The sequence below is a fragment of the Spirillospora sp. NPDC047279 genome, assembly GCF_040643285.1.
Taxonomy (GTDB): Bacteria; Actinomycetota; Actinomycetes; order Streptosporangiales; family Streptosporangiaceae; genus Spirillospora.
Genome location: NZ_JBEYUA010000017.1, coordinates 1 through 23,008 on the forward strand (window position 1 = coordinate 1; position 23,008 = coordinate 23,008).

Here is a 23,008-nt window from a genome sequence, read left to right on the forward strand (position 1 = left end):
CGTGGCGCTCAAGGAGGAGGTCGACAGGCTCGCCCAACCGCCATCCGGCTTCGGGGTCTTCCTGGAAGCCCGGGACGATGGAACGGTCGACATCTTCACCGGTGGCCGCAAGCTGCGGGTGAACGTCAGCCCGGCGGTGGACGTCGACGAGCTGAAGCGTGGCCAGGAGGTCATGCTCAACGAGGCGCTCAACATCGTCGAGGCACTGGAGTTCGAAGAGCAGGGCGAGGTCGTCATGCTCAAAGAGGTCTTCGCCGACGGTGAACGGGCCCTGGTGATCGCGCACGCCGACGAGGAGCGCGTGATCAAGCTCGCCGAGCCGCTGCGGGGCGTCCCCCTTCGGGCGGGCGACTCGCTGATGCTCGAGCCCCGCTCGGGATACGCCTACGAAAAGATCCACAAGGCCGAGGTCGAGGAGCTGGTCCTCGAGGAGGTCCCCGACATCTCCTACGAGGAGATCGGTGGCCTCGGGCCGCAGATCGAGCAGATCCGCGACGCGGTCGAGCTCCCCTACCTGCACGCGGACCTGTTCCGCGAGCACCAGCTGCGTCCCCCCAAGGGCGTGCTGCTCTACGGTCCCCCCGGTTGCGGCAAGACGCTCATCGCCAAGGCGGTCGCCAACTCGCTGGCCAAGCAGGTCGCCGAGAAGACCGGCCAGGAGGGCAAGAGCTTCTTCCTCAACATCAAGGGCCCCGAGCTGCTCAACAAGTACGTCGGTGAGACCGAGCGGCACATCCGCCTGGTCTTCCAGCGGGCACGGGAGAAGGCCTCGGCCGGCACCCCGGTGATCGTGTTCTTCGACGAGATGGACTCGATCTTCCGGACCCGCGGGTCCGGTGTCTCCTCCGACGTCGAGAACACCATCGTCCCGCAGCTCCTGAGCGAGATCGACGGTGTCGAGGGCCTCGAGAACGTGATCGTGATCGGTGCCTCCAACCGGGAGGACATGATCGACCCGGCGATCCTGCGGCCCGGCCGGCTGGACGTCAAGATCAAGATCGAGCGTCCGGACGCCGAGGCGGCCAAGGACATCTTCTCCAAGTACATCCTCGAAGGGCTGCCCCTGCACCCCGACGACGTCAAGGAGAACGGCGGAGCCACGGACGCCACCGTGGAGGCCATGATCCAGCGGGTCGTCGAGCGGATGTACACCGAGACCGAGGAGAACCGCTTCCTGGAGGTCACCTACGCCAACGGTGACAAGGAGGTCCTGTACTTCAAGGACTTCAACTCCGGCGCGATGATCCAGAACATCGTCGACCGGGCCAAGAAGATGGCCATCAAGCAGTTCCTCGACACCGGCCAGAAGGGCATGCGGGTCGCGCACCTGCTCGCGGCCTGCGTCGACGAGTTCAGCGAGAACGAGGACCTGCCCAACACGACCAACCCCGACGACTGGGCCCGGATCTCCGGCAAGAAGGGCGAGCGGATCGTCTACATCCGCACGCTCGTCTCCGGCACCAAGGGCGCGGAGGCCGGCCGTTCGATCGACACGGTCGCCAACACCGGTCAGTACCTGTAAAGGCGGGAACGAAGCGACGACGCTCGTGCGGAACACGGCGGTCACCCCGGCGGGTGGCCGTCGTGTCCTGCTTCCACGGCCTTCACACCACGGCTTCCCGGCCGCCGGCGCGGCGGCCGGCACGGCACGCGGGTCGGCATGCCGACGTCCTCGCGGCCCGGCCGGCGATGATCCAGCGGCCGACACGCCGGGGGCGAACGATTCGCCTGTCGCGCCCCCACCGGCGCGGACACTCCCGCAACCCGGTGCGGAGCCCCATGGCTCCGTCCCGCCCGCCCCGATAGGCTCGACGATATGAGTGTTCGGCGGGTGATGGGCATCGAGACCGAGTACGGCATCTCCGTACCTGGTCAGCCGGGGGCCAACGCGATGGTGACCTCTTCCCAGGTCGTCAACGCCTACCTCGCGGCATCGGCGGCACGGGCGCGGCGCGCCCGCTGGGACTTCGAGGAGGAGAACCCCCTGCGCGACGCGCGCGGGTTCGACCTCGCCCGGGAGGTGGCCGACCCGAGCCAGCTCACCGACGAGGACCTCGGCCTGGCCAACGTCATCCTCACCAACGGCGCGCGGCTCTACGTCGACCACGCGCATCCCGAATACTCCGCGCCCGAGTGCACCAACCCGCGCGACGCGGTGACCTGGGACAAGGCGGGGGAGCGGGTGATGGCCGACGCCGCCGCGCGCGCCGCCCTGGTGCCCGGCACCCACCCCATCCAGCTCTACAAGAACAACACCGACAACAAGGGCGCCTCCTACGGCTGCCACGAGAACTACCTGATGAAGCGGGAGACGCCGTTCGCCGACGTCGTCCGCCACCTCACCCCGTTCTTCGTGTCCCGCCAGGTCGTGGCCGGCGCGGGCCGGGTCGGCATCGGCGTCGACGGCCGCGGCGACGGCTTCCAGATCAGCCAGCGCGCCGACTTCTTCGAGGTCGAGGTGGGCCTGGAGACCACGCTCAAGCGGCCGATCATCAACACCCGTGACGAACCTCACGCCGACCCCGAGAAGTACCGGCGGCTGCACGTCATCATCGGCGACGCCAACATGAGCGAGGTGTCGACCTACCTCAAGCTCGGCACCACCGCGCTGGTCCTGGCGATGATCGAGGACTCGTTCCTGACCGTCGACCTGTCGGTCGACATGCCGGTGGCGGCGCTGCGCGCGGTCTCGCACGACCCGAGCTGCAAGCACCTGCTGACCTTGCGCGACGGCCGCAAGATGACCGCCGTCCAGCTGCAGATGGAATACCTCGAGCAGTCCCGCAAGTACGTCGAGGACCGTTTCGGCGTCGACGTCGACGAGATGACCAAGGACGTGCTGGACCGCTGGGAGTCGGTCCTGCACCGCCTCGGCGACGACCCGATGCAGCTGTCCCGCGAGCTGGACTGGGTGGCCAAGCTGGAGCTGCTGGAGGGCTATCGCAGCCGCGACGGCCTCGACTGGTCGCACCCGCGCCTGCAGCTGGTCGACCTTCAGTACTCCGACGTGCGGTCCGAGAAGGGCCTCTACAACCGGCTGGTCGAGCGCGGGCGCATCGAGCGCATCGCGACCGAGACGCAGGTGCAGGAGGCCATCGAGGAGCCGCCGGAGGACACCCGGGCCTACTTCCGGGGCCGGTGCCTGCGCCAGTACGCCGATTCGGTGGCCGCCGCGTCGTGGGATTCGGTGATATTCGACGTGCCGGGCCGGGAGTCGCTCCAGCGCGTGCCCACCCTGGAGCCGCTGCGCGGCACCAAGCAGCACGTGGGCGGCCTCCTGGACCGCTGCCGTACCGCCGCCGACCTGGTGGCCACCCTGACCGGGCAGAGCTGATCCCAGCCCCGTGAACGCCGTGCATTCGTGACCGGTATGCCCGTTTCAGTGTTTCCAGGACGGGCGATAACCTCCGCAAGCCCCGGCGCTGTCGGTGGTGGCGAAACGGCCCGCGTCGGCCGCTCGTCACCGGTGATCGGAGATAGGGTTGGGGTACCGGCAGGAGTGGAGGTACGGGATGGCCACGAAGGACACCGGCGGTCAGAAGCAGACAACTCGTCGCACCGAAGAGGTCGAGGAGACCCAGGGGGCGACCGAGGGCGACGTTCAGGAACGTCAGGACAAGCTGAGCGATGACGTCGACGCCATTCTGGACGAGATCGACGAGGTCCTCGAAGAGAACGCCGAGGAGTTCGTCCGGTCATACGTCCAGAAGGGCGGAGAGTGACGCGGATCACTTCGATTCGTGTACCGCGCTACTGCACGGTGCGTTGAACGTATAGCCAGATCCGAGGAGGCGTGCTCCCGGGCCGAAGGGCCCGCGGGGCACGCCTCCCGGCGTTCCCGGTGCCGTCCGCGGGCGGGGTTCGCCCTGAGCTGACCGCGCCGGGGATCACGCGGCATGCAGCGGCGGTCCTCGGAACAGTAGGGTCATAGGCGTCCGCGCCGGTGCGCTCATAAGGGGGAGCCGGCGCACTGGTGGAGGGAAGGAGTCGCGTGGCGTCCCACGAATCGCACACCGGACGTCTGCCGGGGCTGTTCATCAACCCGGGCACGTCCTCGTTCACGGATTTCCTGGGGGCGTACTCCCCGGAGATGTTGCCCGGGCGGAGGACGCCTCCGGCGTCTCCCGTGGGGGACGACATCCCGCACGGGACGACGATCGTCGCCGTGACGTTCCCCGGCGGGGTGGTGATGGCGGGGGACCGGCGGGCGACGGCGGGCAACGTGATCGCCCAGAGGGACATCGAGAAGGTGTTCCGCGCCGACGAGTTCTCGGCCATCGCGATCGCCGGCACGGCCGGCATCGGCATCGAGATCGTCCGGCTCTTCCAGGTCGAGCTGGAGCACTACGAGAAGATGGAGGGCCGCACGCTCTCCCTCGAGGGCAAGGCCAACCGCCTGGCGACCATGGTGCGCGGCAACCTGGCGATGGCGATGCAGGGGCTGGCGGTGGTGCCGCTGTTCGTCGGGTACGACGAGGAGCGCGACACCGGGCGGATCTTCTCCTACGACCCGGCCGGCGGCCGGTACGAGGAGCGGGACTTCTACTCGATCGGCTCCGGGTCGGTCTTCGCGCGGGGGGCGCTCAAGAAGCTCTACCGGCCCGAACTCTCGGCCGAGGACGCGGCGCTGGCCTGCGTCCAGGCGCTGTACGACGCGGCCGACGACGACTCGGCGACCGGCGGTCCCGACCTCACCCGGCGGATCTTCCCGGTGGTCGCGACCGTGACGGACGACGGGTACCGCAGGCTCGGTGAGGACGAGGTCGGCGCGATGGCGCAGACCGTCGTCGACGGGCGTTACGACTCGCCGGGCGGCCCGACCGCCCCGCTGCGATAGAAGGGATCCAGACCGGTGTCCATGCCGTTCTACGTGTCGCCCGAACAGCAGATGAAGGACAAGGCCGACTACGCGCGCAAGGGCATCGCGCGTGGCCGGAGCGTCGTCGTGCTGCAGTACGACGACGGCATCCTGTTCGTGGCCGACAACCCGTCCCGGGCGCTGCACAAGATCAGTGAGATCTACGACCGCATCGCGTTCGCGGCGGTCGGCAAGTACAACGAGTTCGAGAACCTGCGGCTGGGCGGTGTGCGGTACGCCGACGTGAACGGCTACCAGTACGACCGGCGCGACGTGACGGCCCGGGGCCTGGCCAACGTGTACGCGCAGTCGCTCGGCACGATCTTCACCGAGACCAACAAGCCCTACGAGGTCGAGATCGTGGTCGCCGAGGTGGGCACCGAGGCCGCCACCGACCAGATCTACCGGCTGACCTTCGACGGCTCGGTGGCCGACGAGCACGGCTACGTCGCGATGGGCGGCCAGGCCGACGCGGTGGCGCAGGCCCTCAAGGACAGCTTCCGCGAGGACATGTCGCTGGCGGACGCCCTCAAGGCGGCCGTGCAGTCGCTGGAGGCGCAGGACTCCGACCGTCATCTGGAGGCCAAGTCGCTCGAGGTCGCGGTGCTCGACCGCAACCGCGAGCACCGGTTGTTCAAGCGGCTCCCGGCGGCGCGGATCGAGTCCCTGCTGGGCGAGGCGGCCGGGGACGCGGGCGACGGCGCGGGCGACGGCGGGGACGACGGCGGGAACGACGACGCCTCGACCTGACGTGTGACCGGCCGGAGACCCGCCGTGACCGCGCCCCGCGCGGCGACGGCGGGTCTCCGCACGCCGGGGCCCCGCCGGTTATTGATCTACAATGTAAAGGTGCCGGGCCGGACGGCCGTCAGGCCCGGCGGAGCGCCGTGCCGGGGGCGCTGCGAAACCAGGGGCTTCAGAGGCTGCCAACTCGGGGCCCGGCCGCATAGGGTCAGGGTGTGGACAGGCGCATCTTCGGGCTTGAGAACGAGTACGGCGTCACTTGCACCTTCCGCGGTCAGCGGCGGCTGTCACCCGACGAGGTGGCCCGCTATCTGTTCCGCAGAGTGGTGTCGTGGGGCCGTAGCAGCAATGTGTTCCTGCGCAACGGCGCGCGGCTCTACCTGGACGTGGGAAGCCACCCCGAGTACGCCACGCCCGAGTGTGACAGCGTCATCGATCTGGTGACGCACGACAAGGCGGGCGAGCGGATCCTCGAGGGGCTGCTGGTCGACGCCGAGCGCAGGCTCCGCGAGGAGGGCATCGCAGGCGACATCTACCTGTTCAAGAACAACACCGACTCGGCCGGCAACTCCTACGGCTGTCACGAGAACTACCTGGTCGGACGGCACGGCGAGTTCGGCCGGCTGGCCGACGTGCTGATCCCCTACCTGGTCACCCGTCAGATCATCTGCGGCGCCGGCAAGGTGCTGCAGACCCCCCGCGGCGCGGTCTACTGCGTCTCGCAGCGCGCCGAGCACATCTGGGAGGGCGTCTCCTCGGCCACCACCCGGTCCCGGCCGATCATCAACACCCGCGACGAGCCGCACGCCGACGCGGAACGGTTCCGCCGGCTGCACGTGATCGTCGGCGACTCCAACATGAGCGAGACCACGATGTTGCTCAAGGTCGGCGCCACCGACCTGGTGCTGCGGATGATCGAGGCGGGCGTGGTGATGCGCGACCTCACCCTGGAGAACCCGATCCGGGCGATCCGCGAGGTCAGCCATGACATGACGGGCCGCCGCAAGGTCCGGCTCGCCAACGGCCGCGAGGCCAGCTCGCTGGAGATCCAGAAGGAGTACTTCGGCAAGGCCAAGGACTTCGTCGACCGCCGCGGCGGCGACGAGGTCGCGATGCGGGTGCTCGACCTGTGGGAGCGCACCCTGCGCGCGGTCGAGACCGGCGACCTGGACCTGGTGTCGCGCGAGATCGACTGGGTGACCAAGTACCAGCTGATCGAGCGGTACCGGCGCAAGTACGACCTGCCGCTGTCCTCGCCGCGGGTGGCCCAGCTCGACCTGGCCTACCACGACGTGCACCGCGAGCGGGGCCTCTACTACCTGCTGGAGAAGCGCGGCTCGGTGGAGCGGGTCGCCAAGGACCTGGAGATCTTCGAGGCCAAGTCGGTGCCGCCGCAGACCACTCGCGCGCGGCTGCGCGGCGAGTTCATCCGCAAGGCGCAGGAGAAGCGCCGCGACTTCACCGTCGACTGGGTGCACCTCAAGCTGAACGACCAGGCGCAGCGCACCGTGCTGTGCAAGGACCCGTTCCGCTCGGTCGACGAGCGCGTCGACAAGCTCATCGCCGGAATGTGACCCGTGCCGGGACGACACGGGACACACCGGGCTGACGGAAGGTGACCAAGGGGTAGGGTGAGCGCTCAATTGCGCTCGCCGCCCCTGGCACCCCCTGGAGAAGGACCCGAATGCGCCGTCGTCCCACCGGTCTCCGCCGTTCGGCGGCGGCCTTTCTGATCACGCCTCTGCTGCTGTCCGGCTGCTCGCTCTTCGGCGGCGGCGACGACGTCCAGGTCGCGGTCAAGGGCGCCGCGGGGACGCGCCCGGACGTCTCGTTCCCCAAGGACAAGCCGGGCGCCGAGCTGGCGGTCAAGACCCTCGACGAGGGCAAGGGCGCCGAGGCGCGCAAGGGCGACCTGGTGGTCGCCGACTACGTCGGCTACCGCTGGAGCGACGGCGGCTACAAGCTGCTGGCCAACACCTACATGGCCGGCCAGCCCGGCGCGTTCCCGGTCGGGCAGCTGATCAAGGGCCTGGACGAGGCGCTGGACGGGGCGCGGGTCGGCGGCCGGATCGTGGCCAAGATCCCGCCCAAGGACGGCTACGGCACCAAGGGCGACGCCCAGCACCAGGTCGGCGGCAACGACTTCCTGGTCTACGTGCTCGACGTCCGCGCGGTCTACCCCGGCACGGCCGGCGCGCAGGGCCGCCAGCAGCCGCTCGACGACCCGCGGCTGCCCAAGGTGGCCGGATCCGCGGGCAAGGCGCCCACGGTGACCGTTCCGCGCACCGCGCCCCCGGCCAAGCTGGCGATGAAGGTCCTGGTCGAGGGCGCCGGCCCGGAGGTGCGCAAGGGCCAGCTGCTGGCGCTGCAGTACGTGGGCCTGTTCTGGCGGGACGGCAAGGCGTTCGACTCGTCCTGGAGCAGCGGCCGCCCGTACGCCGCCACCATCGGCACCGGCCAGGTCATGAAGGGCTGGGACGACGGCCTGCTGGGCCGCAAGGTCGGCAGCCGCGTGCTGCTGGTCGTGCCGCCGTCCCTGGGGTACGGCTCCAAGGGTCTGCCGCAGGCGGGGATCAAGGGGAACGACACCCTGATCTTCGTGGTGGACATCCTCGGCGCCCACTGAGGCGCGTCCCGCCCGTCATCTTCTATCTCCGGCGCCGGTTGTTCTTAGAATGGCGGGGTGGAGGACATCGACGCGATCGCCGTGCTGCAGGACCCGGTCCGGCGGCGCCTGTACGACTATGTGGCGGCCCAGGGCCACGAGGTGAGCCGGAACGAGGCGGCCGAGGCGGTCGGGGCCCAGCGCACGCTGGTGGCGTTCCATCTCGACAAGCTCGTGGCGGCCGGCCTGCTGGAGACCGAGAGCAGGCGCCTCACCGGCCGGTCCGGCCCGGGGGCCGGGCGGCCCGCCAAGCTCTACCGGCGTTCGGCGGGCGAGCGTGCCGTCTCGCTGCCGCCGCGCGACTACCGCACGGCCGCGGACCTGCTGGCGGAGGTCGCCGAGGCGGCGCGCCTGGACGCCGAGCTGCACGAGGCGGCGCGGAGGCAGGGGCGCGCCCTGCGGGGCGGCGAGCGGCCCGCTGAGAGCCCGGAGGCGGTGTCCGACCTGCTCGCGGACCGTGGCTACGAGCCGTACGCGGAGAGTGGCAGGGAGGACGGCACTGAGGATGGCGCTGAGGACGGCGCCGAGGACGGCACGGCGGCCGGGACCGTGCTGCGCATGCGCAACTGCCCGTTCCACGCCCTCTCCGAGCGTTACCCGCCGCTGGTGTGCGGGATGAACATGGCCCTGCTCGAAGGGCTGCTGGAGGGCAGTCCGGGGGCGTCGGTGCGGATGGACCCGCGACCGGGATCGTGCTGCACGGTGGTGGAGATTTCTAAAAACAATGAGAATTGACATAGAGATCCGGCCGTGGTGAGGTGGGCCCATGACCGCACATCACCTCGCCCAGTTCAACGTGGGCGTCCTCAGGCACCCCCTCGACGACCCGCGCACGGCGGGCTTCACCGACATGCTCGAGCCGATCAACAAGGTCGCCGACGGCGCGCCGGGGTTCGTGTGGCGGCTCGTGGACGACGGGGGAGCGGACGCGACCTCGCTGCGCCCGCTGGGCGACGACGTGATCGTCACCATGTCGGTCTGGGAGACCAGGGAGGCGCTGTGGGAGTTCGTCTACCGCAGCGGCCACCTGGACCTGCTGCGGCGGCGCGGCGAGTGGTTCGTCCGGCCCGACGAGGCCGACCAGGTGCTCTGGTGGGTCCCGGCCGGGCACACGCCGACCCTGGAGGAGGGCGTGGAACGCCTGGAGCTGCTGCGCCGCGAGGGGCCGGGCCCGCGCGCGTTCACCTTCCGCGACGACTACGCCCCCGTGCGGGCGGAGGCGCCGATGCGGGCGCAGGCTTGAAAGTCAGTCCAGGAGGGTCGCGGCGTGCCGCCCCGCCGCGGCGGCGGTGAGGAAGTAGGCCAGGTCCTCGTCCAGGCGGCGGCCCATCGTGGACATCCGCACGCCCCAGTCCTTCTCCGCGGCGCGCAGGACGTCCTCCAGTCCCTCCACTCCGGCCGGGATCAGGTCGTGGCGTTCGCCCAGCGTCGCGGCCTGCGCGGCCACTTTGGCGCCGAACTCGCCGCCCAGCTCGGGCACGACGACGTCGGCCCGGGCCAGCGCCACCCGCCCGTAGGCGGTGAGGCTGTGGTGGGAGACGCCCTGGTGGCGCTCCCGCAGGTCGCCCTCGCTGACCCGCAGCGAGGCCACCGGCCGGCCCGACAGCACCGCCGCCGCGTTGACCGCCTCGCCCGCCGACACGCCGGAGAAGCCCCAGCGGGTGCCGGTGCCGAGGTTGCCCGGGCCCTGGGCCAGCACCACGACGTCCGCGCCGAGCACCAGCCGGGCGCCCAGCAGGCCGGTGTGCACCGTGACGGCCTCCAGATCACCGCCGAACGCCTGCCCGGCCGTGACCGTGCCCGCCAGCGCCCCGGCCTCGGTGAGGCGGCCGATCGACATGGAGAACCACGACGGCAGCGCGCCGCCGTCGGGCATCACGTACACCACCTTGGCGCCCGGGCGGCCGGCCAGCAGCCCCGCGAGGATCGGCGGCAGCGCCGAGTGCAGGTCGGCGACGATCACCGGCATGCCGTCCAGGGAGTCGGCGTCGCGCAGCAGCTCGTGGTGGGGGGAGTCCTGCTCGTCCGCGCCGAGCACGGTGGCCTGGAGCGGGGTGTAGCGCGCCTTGACCAGGTGACCGGGGCCCGACGGGTCGGGCGGCAGCCGGTCCGGCACCGCCACGACCATGGCGTAGCCGCCGGTGCCCAATCCCATCGCCAAGGCCGTAGTGTTGAGCAGGACGGCGTCGCCCGGCTCCGGCCGCCCCACCAGTGCGGGGTAGGCCAGCGCACGGCGGATGCCGTCGCCCTCGATCGCGACGTCCAGTTCGACCGCCCCCGGCCATTCCCGCCGGATGCTCTCCACCGTGCCTTCGCGCCATCGGATCACACCGGAAACGGTAGCGTCCTGATCGCGAGAACGTGCGGACGCGGAGCCCGTCCTTTGGCAGGGTGGTCCGGTGGGCCGTAACGGAGCGCGCGGGCGAGCCGATCCGGCGCAGGGACCGGCCGCGGGGGCCCGGACAGTGAGAGGTGGTGGGCGAAAGTGTCGCGGCGCAAGACCGAGCGCCTGCTCAATCTGGTGGTCTGCCTGCTCGCCACCCGGCGTTACCTGACGGCCGAGCAGATCCGCCAGGCGGTGCCCGGGTATCCGGACTCCGACGAAGCGTTCAAGCGTATGTTCGAACGCGACAAGGAGGAGCTGCGCGAGCTGGGCGTACCGCTGGAGGTCGGCAGCGATCAGCAGGGCGGCGGGGGAGAGGAGATCGGCTACCGGATCCCCCCGCAGGCCTACGAGCTGCCCGACATCCACCTGTCGCCCGACGAGGCGGCGGTGCTGGGCCTGGCCGCCCGGGTGTGGCAGCGCGCCAGCATGGCCGACGCCGCCTCCGGCGCGCTGCTCAAGCTGCGCGCCGCCGGGGTGGAGACCGACGGCGCCACCGGCCTGGGCATCGAGCCGCGGGTCGACACCGGCGACCCGGCGTTCCCCGCCCTGTGGGAGGCGGTCCGCGACGGCAGGCCCGTCACGTTCGACTACCGCGGCATCGGGCGCACCTCGGTGGTGCGCCGCCACCTGGAGCCGTGGGGCGTGGTGAGCCGCCGCGGCCGCTGGTACGTGGTCGGCCACGACCGTGACCGCGACGAGACCCGGGTGTTCCGGCTGAGCCGCATCACCGGCGAGGTCGGCCCCGACGGCCCGGCCGGCAGCGTCAGCGTGCCCGCGGGCGTGGACGTCCGCAGCCTCGCGTTCACCTGGGGCGACCCGGTCAACGAGCCGCGCCCGGCCACCGTCCGCCTCCGGTCCGGCGCGGCGCAGGGCCCGCGGCAGTGGGCCAAGGACGTGCACACGATCGACGGCGAGTGGGACGAGGCCACCCTGACCTTCCGCGACGTCGACCGGTTCGCGCCCTACCTGGCCCGCTTCGCCGACGACGTCGTGGTCCTCGACCCGCCCGACCTGCGCGAGGCGGTCATCCAGCAGCTGAAGGCGGTCCTGGCGGTGAGCGACCGATGAGCAGGACGACGGCGGGCAAGGCGAGCGCCACGACCTCCACCGACCGGCTCGGGCGGCTGCTCGCCCTGGTGCCCTACGTGGTCAACCGCGACTCGGTCGCCCTCGACCAGGCCGCCGCCGCGTTCGGCGTCACCGAGAAGCAGCTGATCGACGACCTCAACCTGCTGTGGTGCGTCGAGCTGCGGGCGCCCGACCCCTACTGCCCGATCGATCTGTCCTACGAGGGCGGCGAGATCATCGTCACCGAGGCCGAGTCGATCGCCCGGCCGCTGCGCCTGAAGGTCGACGAGGCCTCCGCGCTGCTGGTCGCGCTGCGCATGCTGGCGGGCATCCCCGACCTGGAGGACCGCGACGCCCTCAGCCGCGTGATCGCCAAGCTGGAGAGCGCGGCCGGCGCCGCGGCGTCGGTCAGCAGCCAGGTCGCGGTCGAGGTCGACGCGCGCGGTGACACGCTGAGCGCGCTCCGTGAGGCCGTGGCGCGCGGCAGGCGCGTGCACCTCAGCTACTACGTGCCGGCCCGCGACGAGAACACCGAGCGCGACGTCGACCCCATGCGGCTGCTGGTCGTCGAGGGCAACACCTACCTCGAGGGCTGGTGCCGCCGGGCCGAGGCCGTCCGCGTCTTCCGGCTCGACCGCATCCGCGACCTCCAGGTCCTCGACGTGCCCGCCCAGGTCCCCGACGACGCCGAGCCGATCGACGTCGACGCCGGGCTGTTCCGGCCCTCGCCGGGCGACGTCCAGGTCACCCTCGAGCTGACCCCGCAGGGCCGCTGGGTCGCCGACTACTACCCGTGCGAGAGCGTCGAGGAGCTGGGGGAGGGGCGGCTGCGCATCGTCCTGCGGACCCCCGACACCCGGTGGATCCGCGGGCTGGCACTGCGGCTCGGTGACCAGGGCAGGGTCGTCGCGCCGGCCGACCTGGCGGCCGGTGTCCACGACGACGCCGTGCGGGCGCTGGCCCAGTACGACAAGGTGTGACCGCTTCGGCTACGGTGGCGGGCGTGGGGTGGGTTCCGGCAGCCGTGGCGATGGGCTTCATTGGCATGGCCATACTGGCTTTTTGCAGCTTCAAGGTCTACCTTGGCGTGCGGAGGCTTGGGCGTGAACTTGATCGAACTCGTCGGAATCTAGAGCCGAAACAATCCGCGTTGCAGGATGAACTCGAAGCACTCAAGGACGCGCGAGAGTCACAAGGCCCCGGAGACGGCGTACGATCGTCCTGAGTACCACCTGCTCTGAAAAGGATTGCGCATGCCGAACATCGGGACCCCCGAGCTGCTGATCATCCTCCTGGTCGTCGTTCTGATCTTCGGATCGGCGAAGTTGCCGCAGCTCGCACGCTCCCTTGGCAAGTCGGCCCGGATTCTGAAGGCCGAGACCAAGGGCCTGCGCGAGGACGACGACGAGCAGCCGTCCGACAAGGCCGACAAGCCCGCCCAGACCGCCGCTCCCCAGCAGGCGCCGCAGGACGCTGCCCGCGACCGCGCCGCCCAGCTGCGCGCCGAGGCCGCCCGCCTGGAACGCGAGGCCTCCGGTCAGGACGCCGCGCAGCGTTCCCAGGGCGCCCTTCCCTCCGGCGAGCCGATCCAGGGCGTGCCGGTGGACCCCAGCCGCACGCGCCAGTCCTGATCATCCCCCTTCTCGCGTAAAGACGGGTCCGACCTCTCAAAACGATGAAGACGATGAGCCAGCAGGTCAACCCCGAGGGCCGTATGCCGCTCATGGAGCATCTCCGTGAGCTGCGCAACCGTCTGATCAAGGCGATACTGGCCCTGCTGGTGGGCACGGTCATCGGCTGGATCTTCTTCTCACCGGTCTGGGACTTCCTCAAGGAGCCCTACTGCTCCCTGCCGCAGTCCAAGGACCTCAACGGCCAGACGTGCTCGCTCGTGGTGAACGGGATCTTCTCGTCGTTCTTCCTGCGGCTGAAGATCGCGTTCATCATCGGGCTGATCCTGTCCTCGCCGGTGTGGCTGTTCCAGCTGTGGGCCTTCGTGGCGCCGGGGCTCTACCGGCGGGAGCGCCGGTGGACCTACGTGTTCATGGGCGTGGCCATCCCGCTGTTCTTCGTGGGCACGGCGCTGGCCTACATCACGGTCGACAAGGGCCTGTCGATCTTCCTGGGCTTCGTGCCGGACGACGTCTCGGCGCTGATCACCGTCGACCACTACCTCGGCTACGTGCTGGCGATGCTGCTGGTCTTCGGCCTGACGTTCGAGCTGCCGCTGTTCGTGGTGATCCTCAACCTGGCCGGGGTGCTGAGCTCGGCGCGCATCCGCAAGTCGCAGCGGATGATCATCTTCGGCATCTTCGTGTTCAGCGCGGTCGCCACGCCCAGCGCCGACCCGTTCACCATGCTGGCGCTGGCGTTGCCGACCGTCCTGCTGTTCGAGGTGGCCGCGTTCCTGGCCTTCCTCAACGACCGGCGCAAGGCCGGCCGGCCCGAGCTCTACGAGGGCCTGGCCGACGACGAGGCGTCGCCGCTCGACCTCGAGGCGATCGACGCCGAGATCGAGCGCGGCGAGCAGGCCCGGAGCGATCGGCGACACTGATCACCCAGTCGGGCCCTGAATTGGGTATCGGGCCGGTCGAAACCGTAGGCTCGATACATGACCACCCCCGACACGCCGTCGGCCGACCAGAGCCCGTCCGAGCGCTACGCGGCCTACCGCAAGCGCACCGCCGGGAACGGGCCCGCCCTGCTCGACTTCCAGACCCTCTATGACTTCGCGCTGGACCCGTTCCAGCTCGAGGCGTGCCGGGCGCTGGAGGGCGGCAGCGGTGTGCTGGTCGCCGCGCCCACCGGTTCAGGCAAGACCGTGGTCGGGGAGTTCGCCGTCCATCTGGCGCTCACCGGCGGGCAGAAGTGCTTCTACACCACGCCGATCAAGGCGCTGTCCAACCAGAAGTACGCCGACCTGGTCAAGCGCTACGGCCCCGACAACGTCGGCCTGCTCACCGGCGACAACAGCGTCAACGGCGAGGCGCCGATCGTCGTCATGACCACCGAGGTCCTGCGCAACATGCTCTACGCGGGATCGCACACCCTGACCGGGCTGGCGTTCGTCGTCATGGACGAGGTGCACTACCTGGCCGACCGGTTCCGCGGCGCCGTCTGGGAAGAAGTGATCATCCACGTGCCCGACTCGGTGCGGATCGTGGCCCTGTCGGCCACGGTCAGCAACGCCGAGGAGTTCGGCGAGTGGCTGCAGGAGGTGCGCGGCGACACCGCCGTGATCGTCGACGAGCACCGGCCGGTGCCGCTGTTCCAGCACATGCTGGTCGGCACGCGGCTCTACGACCTGTTCGTCGACACCGGCAAGGGCAAGGACCGGCAGGCCAAGGTCAACCCCGAGCTGCGCCGGATCGCGCTGGACGAGGTGCGGCGCGCCAAGGTCAACCAGGGCAGGCGGACCGGGCGGCGGCGAACCGCGCGCCCGCAGCGTTACCGGCCGCCGCTGCGCTCGGACGTCGTCGAGCGGCTCGACCGCGCCGGGCTGCTGCCCGCCATCACCTTCATCTTCAGCCGCGCGGGCTGCGACGCGGCCGTCATGCAGTGCCTGCACGCCGGGTTGCGGCTCACCTCCAAGGAGGAGGCCGAGGAGATCCGGGCGCACGTCGAGCTGCGGACGTCCGACATCGCGGCCGAGGACCTGCGCATCCTCGGCTACGACGACTTCCTGTCGGGCCTGGAGCGCGGTGTCGCCGCCCACCACGCCGGCATGCTCCCCACGTTCAAGGAGATCGTCGAGGAGCTGTTCACGCGCGGGCTGATCAAGGCGGTGTTCGCCACCGAGACGCTCGCCCTGGGCATCAACATGCCCGCGCGCACGGTCGTCATCGAAAAGCTCGACAAGTGGAACGGCGAGGCCCACGTTGACCTCACGCCGGGGGAGTACACCCAGCTCACCGGGCGCGCCGGTCGGCGCGGCATCGACGTCGAGGGCCACGCGGTGGTGGTGTGGGGGCCGAGCGTCGACCCCGGCTCGGTGGCGGGGCTGGCGAGCACCCGTACCTACCCGCTCAACTCCAGTTTCCAGCCGTCCTACAACATGGCCGTCAACCTGGTCGGCGCGGTCGGCAACGAGCGGGCCCGCACGCTGCTGGAGGAGTCGTTCGCGCAGTTCCAGGCCGACCGGGCCGTGGTGGGGCTGGCGCGGCAGGTGCACAAGAACGAGGAGGCGCTGGAGGGCTACGCCAAGGCCGCCAAGTGCCACCTGGGCGACTTCATGGAGTACGCCGCGATGCGCCGCCGCCTGTCGGACCGCGAGGCCGAGCTGGCGCGCGAACGGTCGTCGTCGCGGCGCGCGGAGGCCGCCAGGTCGCTGGAGCACCTGCGGCCCGGCGACGTCATCCTGGTGCCCAGCGGGCGGCGGTCGGGCGTGGCGGTCGTGCTCGACCCCGGCGTCGGCCGGCGCTCCGACGGCCCGGCGCCGCTCGTGCTGACCATCAACCGGTCGGTGCAGCGGCTGTCGATCCTGGACTTCCCGCGCCCGGTCGAGCCGATCGAGCGCATCCGCATCCCCAAGTCGTTCAGCCCGCGCAACCCGCAGGCGCGCCGCGACCTGGCGTCCACGCTGCGCAACAAGGTCCCCGACGACGTGAGCGAGCGCAAGCGCGGCGGGGGCGACGCGCCGGCGGCCGACGACGCCGAGATCACCGAGCTGCGCGCCGAGCTGCGCCGCCACCCCGTGCACGCCTGCGACGAGCGCGAGGACCACGCGCGCTGGGCCGAGCGCTTCTTCCGGCTCGAACGCGAGACCGAGCAGCTGCGCCGCCGCGTCGAGGGCCGCTCGCAGGTCATCGCCCGCACGTTCGACCGGGTGTGCGCGGTGCTCGAACAGCTCGGCTACCTCGACGGCGACGAGGTGACCGACGAGGGCCGCCGCCTCGGCCGGATCTACAACGAGCTCGACCTGCTCACCGCCGAGAGCCTGCGCGCCGGGATCTGGGAGCGGCTCGACCACGCCGAGCTGGCCGCGTGCGTGTCCGCGCTGGTGTACGAGTCGCGGCAGCCCGACGACGCGGCGCCGCCCAAGACGCCGGCGGGCGCCGCCCAGGACGCGCTGGCGGCGATGGTGCGGTTGTGGGGCGAGCTCGACTCGATCGAGAGGGACAACCGGGTGTCGTTCCTGCGCGAGCCCGACCTGGGGTTCGCGTGGACGGCCTACCGGTGGGCCAAGGGCCACGAGCTCGACGCGGTGCTGCTGGACGCCGACATGACCGCGGGCGACTTCGTCCGCGCGGTCAAGCAGCTTCTCGACCTGCTCGGCCAGGTGTCGGACGCCGCGCCGCCCAACAGCCACATCCGCAAGACCGCGCGCAAGGCGATGGACGCCATGCGCCGCGGCGTCGTCGCTTACTCCTCGGTGGCCTGACCGGGGCGCTCGCCGGCCGACCGGCCCGGCTCCCAGTTAAGTTAGGCTTGCCTAATTTGCGGGGCCGGGCCGGTCGCACGGCCGCGTTAGGGTGACCCCAGCCGTTCCGAGAGGTGGATCAATGACGGACATCGACCCGTTCACCGACGACGTCGTGGCGCAGATCATGCGGCACATGAACGAGGACCACGCCGGCGACTCGCGGATGATCTGTCAGGTGCTCGGCGGCCAGCCCGAGGCCGACGCGGCGCTGATGAGCGGCATGGACGCGGACGGGATCGAGTTCGTCGCGGTGGTGGGCGGCAAGGACGTGCCGGTGCGGATCCCGTTCAGCGAGCGCCTGACCGAGCGCGTCCAGGTGCGCCGCGAGGTCGTCCGCATGTCGGACGAGGCGCGCGACGTCCTCGGGCTGGCGCCGCGCGACGGCCGCTGATCGGGCGTCCGGATCCCGCTTGGTGTTCCGACGCGGCGTCGGTAAAGTAGCCTACGTCACGTCGGAAACTTCGCCGGGAGGCCTTCCGCTGCAAGTTAGGTGAGGCTAACCTAACTTGCATCCGGATGATCCGGGTGAAGCGGGCGAAGGGGATGTGCATGAGTGCGGACGAGCCCGGCCAGGGTTTCTCGGTGGCGTTGCGGACGGCCACCTGGAGCGACCACGGGGACAACGAGGGTTCGTCGTACATGACCGCGCTCGTCGAGGGCCGGCTCGGCCGGGACGAGTACGCGGTCCTGGTGGCGCAGCTCTACCACGTCTACGACCTGCTGGAGGACGCCGCCGACCGGATGGCCGCCGATCCGGTGGCCCGCGCGTTCGACTTCGGCGACCTGCGCCGCCGCGAGGCCCTCCAGGCCGACCTGGCGTTCTTCTACGGGCCCGGCTGGCAGGGCCGCATCAGCCCCAACGACGCCACCCGGCGCTACTGCGACCGGCTGCGCGAGGTGTGCTTCGAGTGGCCCGGCGGCTTCGTCGCCCACCACTACACCCGCTACCTCGGCGACCTGTCGGGCGGGCAGTACATCGCCCGGCAGGTCGAACGTTCGCTCGACATCGCCGCCGGCGAGGACGGGGTGCGCTTCTACCGGTTCCCGGGCAAGCCCAAGGGCTACAAGGACCGCTACCGCGCCCTGCTCGACGGGGCCCCGTGGGACGAGGCCGAGCGGGCCCGCATCGTCGACGAGGTCAAGCTCGCCTACCGGCTCAACGCCGAGGTGACCGCGGAGCTGAGCCGCGACCTGCGGATCGAGCCCGCCGCCTGAGCACCGGGCACCCCGCGGGCGGGCCGCGGGCGGCACCGTGATCTCCTGATACGGACGGTGACCGTTCCGGCGTCACCGGTGACCCGATCGGGGGAGCGGGATGCGTACGACGGGGATGCGGAGGAGAGGGGCGGTCGCGGCCGCCGCCATGACGGCGGCCGTGGTCTCGGGCGGGTGCGGGGCCCAGATCCCGGTGCAGCTGACCAAGGCCCCGCCGGCCGGCGCCGCCGGGAACGTCGGCGGCATCGCCGTCCGGAACCTGTTCGTGCTCGGTTCCGGACCCGGCGGAACGCTGGCCGCGGGCGCCGCCGCCCCGGTGTACTTCGCCCTGGCCGGCAGGGCCACCGTGCAGCAGACGGCCAACGCCCAAGGGCAGGTCCAGCCGCAACCCGGCGGTGACGTCCTGCAGAACGTGACCTCGCCCGACGCGGCGTCGAGCCGACTCGTCGCTGGGCCCGTCTCCATTCGCGATGGTCAGAACGTCCGGATCGGACCGGAAGCGACGGTTCTGCTCGAAGGACTGGCCAGGCCGCTCTCGCCCGCCGACAACGTGAAGATCACGCTGAGTTTCAAGGAGTCCGGGTCGCGCACGTTCGATGTCCCCGTGCTGCCGCCGAACGGCTTCTGGAGCAGCTACTCGCCGGCACCGGCGAGCACGGGCTGACCGAATCGGGCCGGTGGTTTGAAACGGTTTCGTTCGGAGATCTCCTGTGTGCGCTTCGGGGGGTATGGCGCTACTTAAACGGAGGTCACCATGCTCGCGATCGTCGCAGCGATCGTTTTCGGACTCGCCCTGCTCTTCGACCTGGCCGACGTCCAGTCCGACCCGTTCAACTACATGACGCTCGTCACCGTGGGCCTGCTGCTGCTCGCCCTGCATCTGGCGGGCGTCGGCGGCTCGACCAACTGGCGGGGCCGCAACTGGTCGCGCGGCCGTGCCCGCAGCCGGCGGTGACTCAGGCCGTTCGTGAGAAACGAACCTGACGGCGAACGGGGTCGGACTCCTCCAGGCGCACCTTGACCGGGTCGCCGAGCGGCAGTCCGTCCCCGTCGCAACGGGCCAGCACCGCGGGGTCGAGCAACTGCACGAGCCCGCCCGAGCCGTTGCCCGACACGTCCACCACCACCGCGTCGAACACCTCGCCGACATGCTCGCGCAGCAGCAGGGCCTCGACCAGGTCGACGCAGGCACGGTCCACCGAGCCGCTCTGCTGCAGGCTCCTGCGCATGATGTCGGGCAGGTCGTGCAACGCCGCGAGCACCCACTCGGGCACGTCGCGGCCCGCGGTCAGCGCCAGGCAGATCTCGGCCGCGTAGCGGTCGGCCAGCCGCCGCAGCGGCGCGGTGACATGCGCGTACGGCGCGGCGACCGCCGAATGTTCCAGCGCCGCCGGATCGTCCGGGCGGGTGCCCTCGAACGCGGTGTACCCCGCGCCGCGCATCAGTCCCACCGCCTCGTGCAGGAACGCCGCGTGCCGGGACGACGCCGGGTCGAGACCGCGGACGACCTCCCCGTACGAGCGCCCCTCGGGCCAGTCGATGCCGAGCGCGGTCGCCGACCTGCGCAAGCGGGTCAGCCCCTCGGCGGGCGCCGGCGGCATCGTGCGCAGCAGGCCGATCCCGCCGTCCAGCATCAGCCGCGCGGCGGCGCGGCCGGCGAGCAGCGAGATCTGCGCGTTCCACGCCTCGCTCGGCAGCCCGCCGCGGAAGGCCAGCCGCCAGCCGTCCTCGCCGCGCACGACCTCCTGCTCGGGCAGCGGCAGGCTGACGCCGCCGCGCGCCGCCTCGGCGTCGAGGAGCAGAGCGCCGATCTCGGCGAGCAGCACGATGCGCGGATCGGCGGTCGCGTCCCGCTGGGCGTTGTCGTAGTCGAGGCGCTCCCGGCTGGTCACGATCCGCCGGCGGACGTCGACGTCCGCGATCCGCCCGTTCTGGTCGACGTCGACGGTCCACACGACGGCGGGGCGCGCCTGTCCCGGCAGCAGGCTCGCCGCGCCCTCGGACAACTCCGTCGGATGCAGCGGTGCCTTGGCGTCCGGCAGGTAGAGCGTCACGCCGCGCGCGTGCGACTCGGTGTCGATCGGCCCGCCGGGGCGGACGAACGACGCCACGTCGGCGATCGCGTAGTGCACCCGGTAACCCGAGCCGGCGCGTTCCAGGTGCATCGCCTGGTCGAGGTCCATCGAACCGGGCGGGTCGATGGTGAAGAACGGCAGATCGGTCGCGTCCGGAGGGGGCTCGGGCAGCAGCCGCGCCGCCGCGGCGGCCTCGGCCAGCACGGGGCCGGGGAACGCGCCGGGCACCGCCATCTCCTGGCGGATCCGGTCGAGGCCCGCGCGGACCTCGGAATCGGCCTCCTCAGAACGGAGCCGTATCGACCGATGGAGCACTCCACGAGCGTAGGGGGCCGACCCGGCAAGACCGGGCAAAGGACGCTGATCTTCCCGGCAAAGCCGGTCGGCGGTGTCCTTCTCGGCCGTCGTCAATGCGTCCCCGAGGCGGCCGGAGCGCTGGCGAACGCCTTCAGCCCGGGCAGGTCGACCACGGTGATACGGCGCCAGCCGGTGCGCACCAGCCCGTGGCCGCGCAGGTCGCTGAGCGCCCGTGCGACCGTCTCGCGGGACGCGTCCATCCAGCTGCCCAGCTCCTCCTGGGACAGGGGCGGCGCGATGTCGATGCTGCCGTCGGCGCCGGGCGCGCACCGCTTGGCCGACAGCTCGGCCAGATGGGCCAGCAGCAGCGCCAGCCGCTGCGTGCCCTTGGCCGACACGTGCGCCTGGAGCCGCCGGTCGGCGTCGTCCTGGCGCCGTACGAGGGTGCCGCTGACCAGCATCCAGACGCGCGGGTGGGCGTCGAGGAACGCGGTGAACCGGGCCGCCGGGATCACCAGCGCCGACAGCGGGCTGAGCGCCGTCACCGTCGCCGACCGGCGGCGGCTGCCGAGCACCGCGCTCTCGCAGACCAGGTCGCCGGGGCCGCGCACGGCCAGCACGACGTCGTGACCGTCCTCGGTGGCGGAGGTGACCTTGGCCCAGCCCTCTTTGATGATGATGATGTGGTCCGATTCCTCGCCCTGGTAGCAGAGCGGCGCGCGGGCCGGGAACCCGCGCGGGCGCGCGACCTGGCGCAGCGCCTCGCGCTGCGGGACGTCCAGGTCGTTCCAGAACCCGTCCCAGGACGGGGTGTCGGACGCGTGGTCGTAGGGGCGGGGCGGAATGTTCCTTTCGCTCACCGGGGGTCCGTTTTCTGAGCGCTCCGGGAGGGGAGGCTCGCCAGTCGGGGTGGAGTCCATTCCAGTGGACAATCGCGCCGTGGGTTATGGCAAGGCCGACGGCCGTATTGCCGGACGTCAGATCCACCACATCGGGGGCCGTGCGCCACAGGACCGATCGTCGTTCGCGTGGCGTCCGTGGAGATCCGCGCATCGACCGTGGAGATCCGTGTGGCGTCCGTGGAGACCGGTACCCGCAGCAGTTGGGGGGAGTGGGGCGGTGAGGCCCAGTGCCGCGGGCACCGGCGGCTCACGAGCCGGCCGGGCGATCGCAGGTCGACAGGATCTGCATGGCCCTCCAACGGCGGTGCGGTCGTGCTGCTCACGCGTCCAGCAAAACCCGCCATTGATCACGATGCTGCGCCCAGAGGGCCGCCTAATCTGCGTCACCTGACACAGTGGTGAGGCCGGGCTTGCCGCCCGGATCGGGCGGTCAGGCCCGCCGGTCAGCCGCCAGCGCGTTGAGCAGGCGATTCACCGGGCTCTCCAGGCCCCAGCGGTCGGCGAGTGTGACCAGCGCCTCAGGGTCGCGCGGCGACGAGGGCAGCCGGTCGTCGAGATCGCGGAGCTCGCGGGAGTCGATGTCGGTCACGACCCGCACCACGGTCTCGGCGGCGGCGAGGTAGTCGCGCGCACCCTCGAGCCGCTTGCGCGCGCCGGCCGGGAACCCCTCGGTGCCGCCGGACTCCAGCGCCTCGATGACGCCGTCGATCGAGCCGAAGCGCGTGATGAGCGCGGCGGCGCTCTTGTCGCCGATGCCCGGCACGCCCGGCAGGCCGTCGCTGGGGTCGCCGCGCAGCGTCGCGTAGTCGCCGTAGCCGCGGCCGGGGATGCCGTACTTCTCGGCGACCTCCTTTTCGCCCATGATCTGCAGGTTGCGGATGCCGCGCGCGGTGTAGAGCACCAGGACCGGGCCGCGCTCGTCGACGAGCTGGAACAGGTCGCGGTCGCCGGTGACGATGTCGACCGCGCCGGCGGGGGCGCCGCGCACCGCCAGGGTGCCGATGACGTCGTCGGCCTCGTAGCCCGGCACGCCCACCCGCGCCAGCCCGACGGCGTCGAGCACGTCGTCGATGATGGGCAGCTGGAGCTCGAGCGGGTCGGGGGTCTGGTCACCGCCGTCCTCGGCGACGCGGTGCGCCTTGTAGGACGACAGCGCCTCGACGCGGAACGCCGGCCGCCAGTCGGCGTCCATGCAGCACACCAGGCGCTCGGGGGAGCGGTCCTGGACCAGCCGCGCGATCATGTCGATCAGGCCGCGGACCGCGTTGACCGGCGTCCCGTCCGGCGCCTTGACCGACTCGGGGACGCCGAAGAAGGCGCGGAAGTACAACGACGGCGTGTCCAGCAGCATCAGCCCGCTCATAGGCCTCATCGTG

General features: G+C 71.2%; 22 protein-coding genes. 18 read left to right on the top strand and 4 right to left on the bottom strand.

All coding sequences use genetic code 11. The features are described 5' to 3' along the window. The 9 genes from arc to ABZ810_RS35665 all read left to right on the top strand — a co-directional run. A partial coding sequence (gene arc / locus ABZ810_RS35625) for a proteasome ATPase (RefSeq protein ID WP_358410813.1) occupies positions 1–1,522 on the top strand: 1,522 nt, incomplete at its 5' end. 294 nt (positions 1,523–1,816) lie between these two features. Beyond that, positions 1,817–3,334: a depupylase/deamidase Dop gene (gene dop, locus ABZ810_RS35630; RefSeq protein ID WP_358410815.1), complete on the top strand. Its 1,518-nt coding sequence runs from the start codon at positions 1,817–1,819 to the stop codon at positions 3,332–3,334. 178 nt (positions 3,335–3,512) lie between these two features. Then, positions 3,513–3,722, top strand: coding sequence for a ubiquitin-like protein Pup (locus tag ABZ810_RS35635; protein ID WP_358410817.1), 210 nt, complete (start codon positions 3,513–3,515; stop codon positions 3,720–3,722). A 269-nt stretch (positions 3,723–3,991) separates the two neighbouring features. After that, entirely contained in the window at positions 3,992–4,837 is an 846-nt protein-coding gene (prcB, locus tag ABZ810_RS35640) for a proteasome subunit beta (protein WP_358410819.1), read from the top strand. Between the two features lie 21 nt (positions 4,838–4,858). Further along, complete coding sequence (prcA, locus tag ABZ810_RS35645) at positions 4,859–5,608, top strand: proteasome subunit alpha (protein WP_358411179.1); 750 nt, start codon at positions 4,859–4,861, stop codon at positions 5,606–5,608. 209 nt (positions 5,609–5,817) lie between these two features. After that, the gene (gene pafA, locus ABZ810_RS35650) at positions 5,818–7,176 is read left to right on the top strand and encodes a Pup--protein ligase (RefSeq protein WP_358410822.1); all 1,359 of its coding nucleotides are present in this window, start codon (positions 5,818–5,820) and stop codon (positions 7,174–7,176) included. Positions 7,177–7,286: 110 nt separating this feature from the next. Then, the gene (locus ABZ810_RS35655) at positions 7,287–8,228 is read left to right on the top strand and encodes an FKBP-type peptidyl-prolyl cis-trans isomerase (protein WP_358410823.1); all 942 of its coding nucleotides are present in this window, start codon (positions 7,287–7,289) and stop codon (positions 8,226–8,228) included. A 57-nt stretch (positions 8,229–8,285) separates the two neighbouring features. Next, positions 8,286–9,002 (top strand): helix-turn-helix domain-containing protein, encoded by a 717-nt coding sequence (locus ABZ810_RS35660; protein ID WP_358410825.1) that lies wholly within the window; start codon positions 8,286–8,288, stop codon positions 9,000–9,002. A 31-nt stretch (positions 9,003–9,033) separates the two neighbouring features. Then, a complete protein-coding gene (locus ABZ810_RS35665) occupies positions 9,034–9,510 on the top strand; it encodes a DUF3291 domain-containing protein (RefSeq protein ID WP_358410826.1) in 477 nt (158 codons plus the stop codon). A gap of 3 nt (positions 9,511–9,513) precedes the next feature. Here the strand turns inward: ABZ810_RS35665 and ABZ810_RS35670 are convergent, their stop codons facing one another. Next, a complete protein-coding gene (locus ABZ810_RS35670; protein ID WP_358410827.1) occupies positions 9,514–10,596 on the bottom strand; it encodes a DUF3866 family protein in 1,083 nt (360 codons plus the stop codon). A 156-nt stretch (positions 10,597–10,752) separates the two neighbouring features. Here ABZ810_RS35670 and ABZ810_RS35675 point away from each other — a divergent pair, with 156 nt between their 5' ends. The 9 genes from ABZ810_RS35675 (at position 10,753) to ABZ810_RS35715 (ending at position 19,313) form a co-directional block, all read left to right on the top strand. Further along, positions 10,753–11,721, top strand: coding sequence for a WYL domain-containing protein (locus ABZ810_RS35675; RefSeq protein WP_358410829.1), 969 nt, complete (start codon positions 10,753–10,755; stop codon positions 11,719–11,721). Further along, positions 11,718–12,701, top strand: a complete 984-nt coding sequence (locus tag ABZ810_RS35680) for a WYL domain-containing protein (RefSeq protein WP_358410830.1) — start codon at positions 11,718–11,720, stop codon at positions 12,699–12,701. The genes ABZ810_RS35675 and ABZ810_RS35680 overlap by 4 nt, the downstream gene beginning before the upstream one ends. Positions 12,702–12,974: 273 nt before the next feature. Next, on the top strand, positions 12,975–13,352 hold the full coding sequence (tatA, locus tag ABZ810_RS35685) for a Sec-independent protein translocase subunit TatA (RefSeq protein ID WP_358410832.1): 378 nt from the start codon (positions 12,975–12,977) through the stop codon (positions 13,350–13,352). 53 nt (positions 13,353–13,405) lie between these two features. Beyond that, complete coding sequence (gene tatC / locus ABZ810_RS35690; RefSeq protein WP_358410834.1) at positions 13,406–14,275, top strand: twin-arginine translocase subunit TatC; 870 nt, start codon at positions 13,406–13,408, stop codon at positions 14,273–14,275. Positions 14,276–14,332: 57 nt separating this feature from the next. Next, positions 14,333–17,101 (top strand): DEAD/DEAH box helicase, encoded by a 2,769-nt coding sequence (locus ABZ810_RS35695; protein ID WP_358410836.1) that lies wholly within the window; start codon positions 14,333–14,335, stop codon positions 17,099–17,101. Positions 17,102–17,222: 121 nt separating this feature from the next. After that, on the top strand, positions 17,223–17,534 hold the full coding sequence (locus ABZ810_RS35700; protein ID WP_358410837.1) for a DUF2470 domain-containing protein: 312 nt from the start codon (positions 17,223–17,225) through the stop codon (positions 17,532–17,534). 158 nt (positions 17,535–17,692) lie between these two features. Next, a complete protein-coding gene (locus ABZ810_RS35705; RefSeq protein WP_358410839.1) occupies positions 17,693–18,358 on the top strand; it encodes a biliverdin-producing heme oxygenase in 666 nt (221 codons plus the stop codon). Positions 18,359–18,458: 100 nt separating this feature from the next. Beyond that, positions 18,459–19,022 carry a hypothetical protein gene (locus ABZ810_RS35710; RefSeq protein ID WP_358410840.1) on the top strand — a complete coding sequence of 188 codons (564 nt, stop codon included), beginning with the start codon at positions 18,459–18,461 and terminating at the stop codon, positions 19,020–19,022. 90 nt (positions 19,023–19,112) lie between these two features. Continuing rightward, positions 19,113–19,313, top strand: coding sequence for a hypothetical protein (locus tag ABZ810_RS35715; protein ID WP_358410841.1), 201 nt, complete (start codon positions 19,113–19,115; stop codon positions 19,311–19,313). Position 19,314: 1 nt separating this feature from the next. On the opposite strand, the gene ABZ810_RS35720 is transcribed toward ABZ810_RS35715, so the two are convergent. The 3 genes from ABZ810_RS35720 to ABZ810_RS35730 all read right to left on the bottom strand — a co-directional run bounded on the left by ABZ810_RS35720 (position 19,315) and on the right by ABZ810_RS35730 (position 22,995). Next, entirely contained in the window at positions 19,315–20,748 is a 1,434-nt protein-coding gene (locus tag ABZ810_RS35720; RefSeq protein ID WP_358410843.1) for an RNB domain-containing ribonuclease, read from the bottom strand. 92 nt (positions 20,749–20,840) lie between these two features. Continuing rightward, complete coding sequence (locus tag ABZ810_RS35725) at positions 20,841–21,590, bottom strand: Crp/Fnr family transcriptional regulator (protein WP_358410844.1); 750 nt, start codon at positions 21,588–21,590, stop codon at positions 20,841–20,843. A 472-nt stretch (positions 21,591–22,062) separates the two neighbouring features. Then, the gene (locus tag ABZ810_RS35730; protein ID WP_358410846.1) at positions 22,063–22,995 is read right to left on the bottom strand and encodes a 5'-3' exonuclease; all 933 of its coding nucleotides are present in this window, start codon (positions 22,993–22,995) and stop codon (positions 22,063–22,065) included. Positions 22,996–23,008 lie beyond the last annotated feature (13 nt).

Bases quoted from the DNA above. Each gene is read 5' to 3' on its own strand.
- dop (WP_358410815.1), top strand. From the start codon at position 1,817: ATGAGTGTTCGGCGGGTGATGGGCATCGAGACCGAGTACGGCATCTCC.
- ABZ810_RS35635 (WP_358410817.1), top strand. From the start codon at position 3,513: ATGGCCACGAAGGACACCGGCGGTCAGAAGCAGACAACTCGTCGCACC.
- prcA (WP_358411179.1), top strand. From the start codon at position 4,859: ATGCCGTTCTACGTGTCGCCCGAACAGCAGATGAAGGACAAGGCCGAC.
- ABZ810_RS35655 (WP_358410823.1), top strand. From the start codon at position 7,287: ATGCGCCGTCGTCCCACCGGTCTCCGCCGTTCGGCGGCGGCCTTTCTG.
- ABZ810_RS35665 (WP_358410826.1), top strand. From the start codon at position 9,034: ATGACCGCACATCACCTCGCCCAGTTCAACGTGGGCGTCCTCAGGCAC.
- ABZ810_RS35680 (WP_358410830.1), top strand. From the start codon at position 11,718: ATGAGCAGGACGACGGCGGGCAAGGCGAGCGCCACGACCTCCACCGAC.
- tatA (WP_358410832.1), top strand. From the start codon at position 12,975: ATGCCGAACATCGGGACCCCCGAGCTGCTGATCATCCTCCTGGTCGTC.
- tatC (WP_358410834.1), top strand. From the start codon at position 13,406: ATGAGCCAGCAGGTCAACCCCGAGGGCCGTATGCCGCTCATGGAGCAT.
- ABZ810_RS35695 (WP_358410836.1), top strand. From the start codon at position 14,333: ATGACCACCCCCGACACGCCGTCGGCCGACCAGAGCCCGTCCGAGCGC.
- ABZ810_RS35700 (WP_358410837.1), top strand. From the start codon at position 17,223: ATGACGGACATCGACCCGTTCACCGACGACGTCGTGGCGCAGATCATG.
- ABZ810_RS35705 (WP_358410839.1), top strand. From the start codon at position 17,693: ATGAGTGCGGACGAGCCCGGCCAGGGTTTCTCGGTGGCGTTGCGGACG.
- ABZ810_RS35710 (WP_358410840.1), top strand. From the start codon at position 18,459: ATGCGTACGACGGGGATGCGGAGGAGAGGGGCGGTCGCGGCCGCCGCC.
- ABZ810_RS35715 (WP_358410841.1), top strand. From the start codon at position 19,113: ATGCTCGCGATCGTCGCAGCGATCGTTTTCGGACTCGCCCTGCTCTTC.
- ABZ810_RS35730 (WP_358410846.1), bottom strand. From the start codon at position 22,995: ATGAGCGGGCTGATGCTGCTGGACACGCCGTCGTTGTACTTCCGCGCC.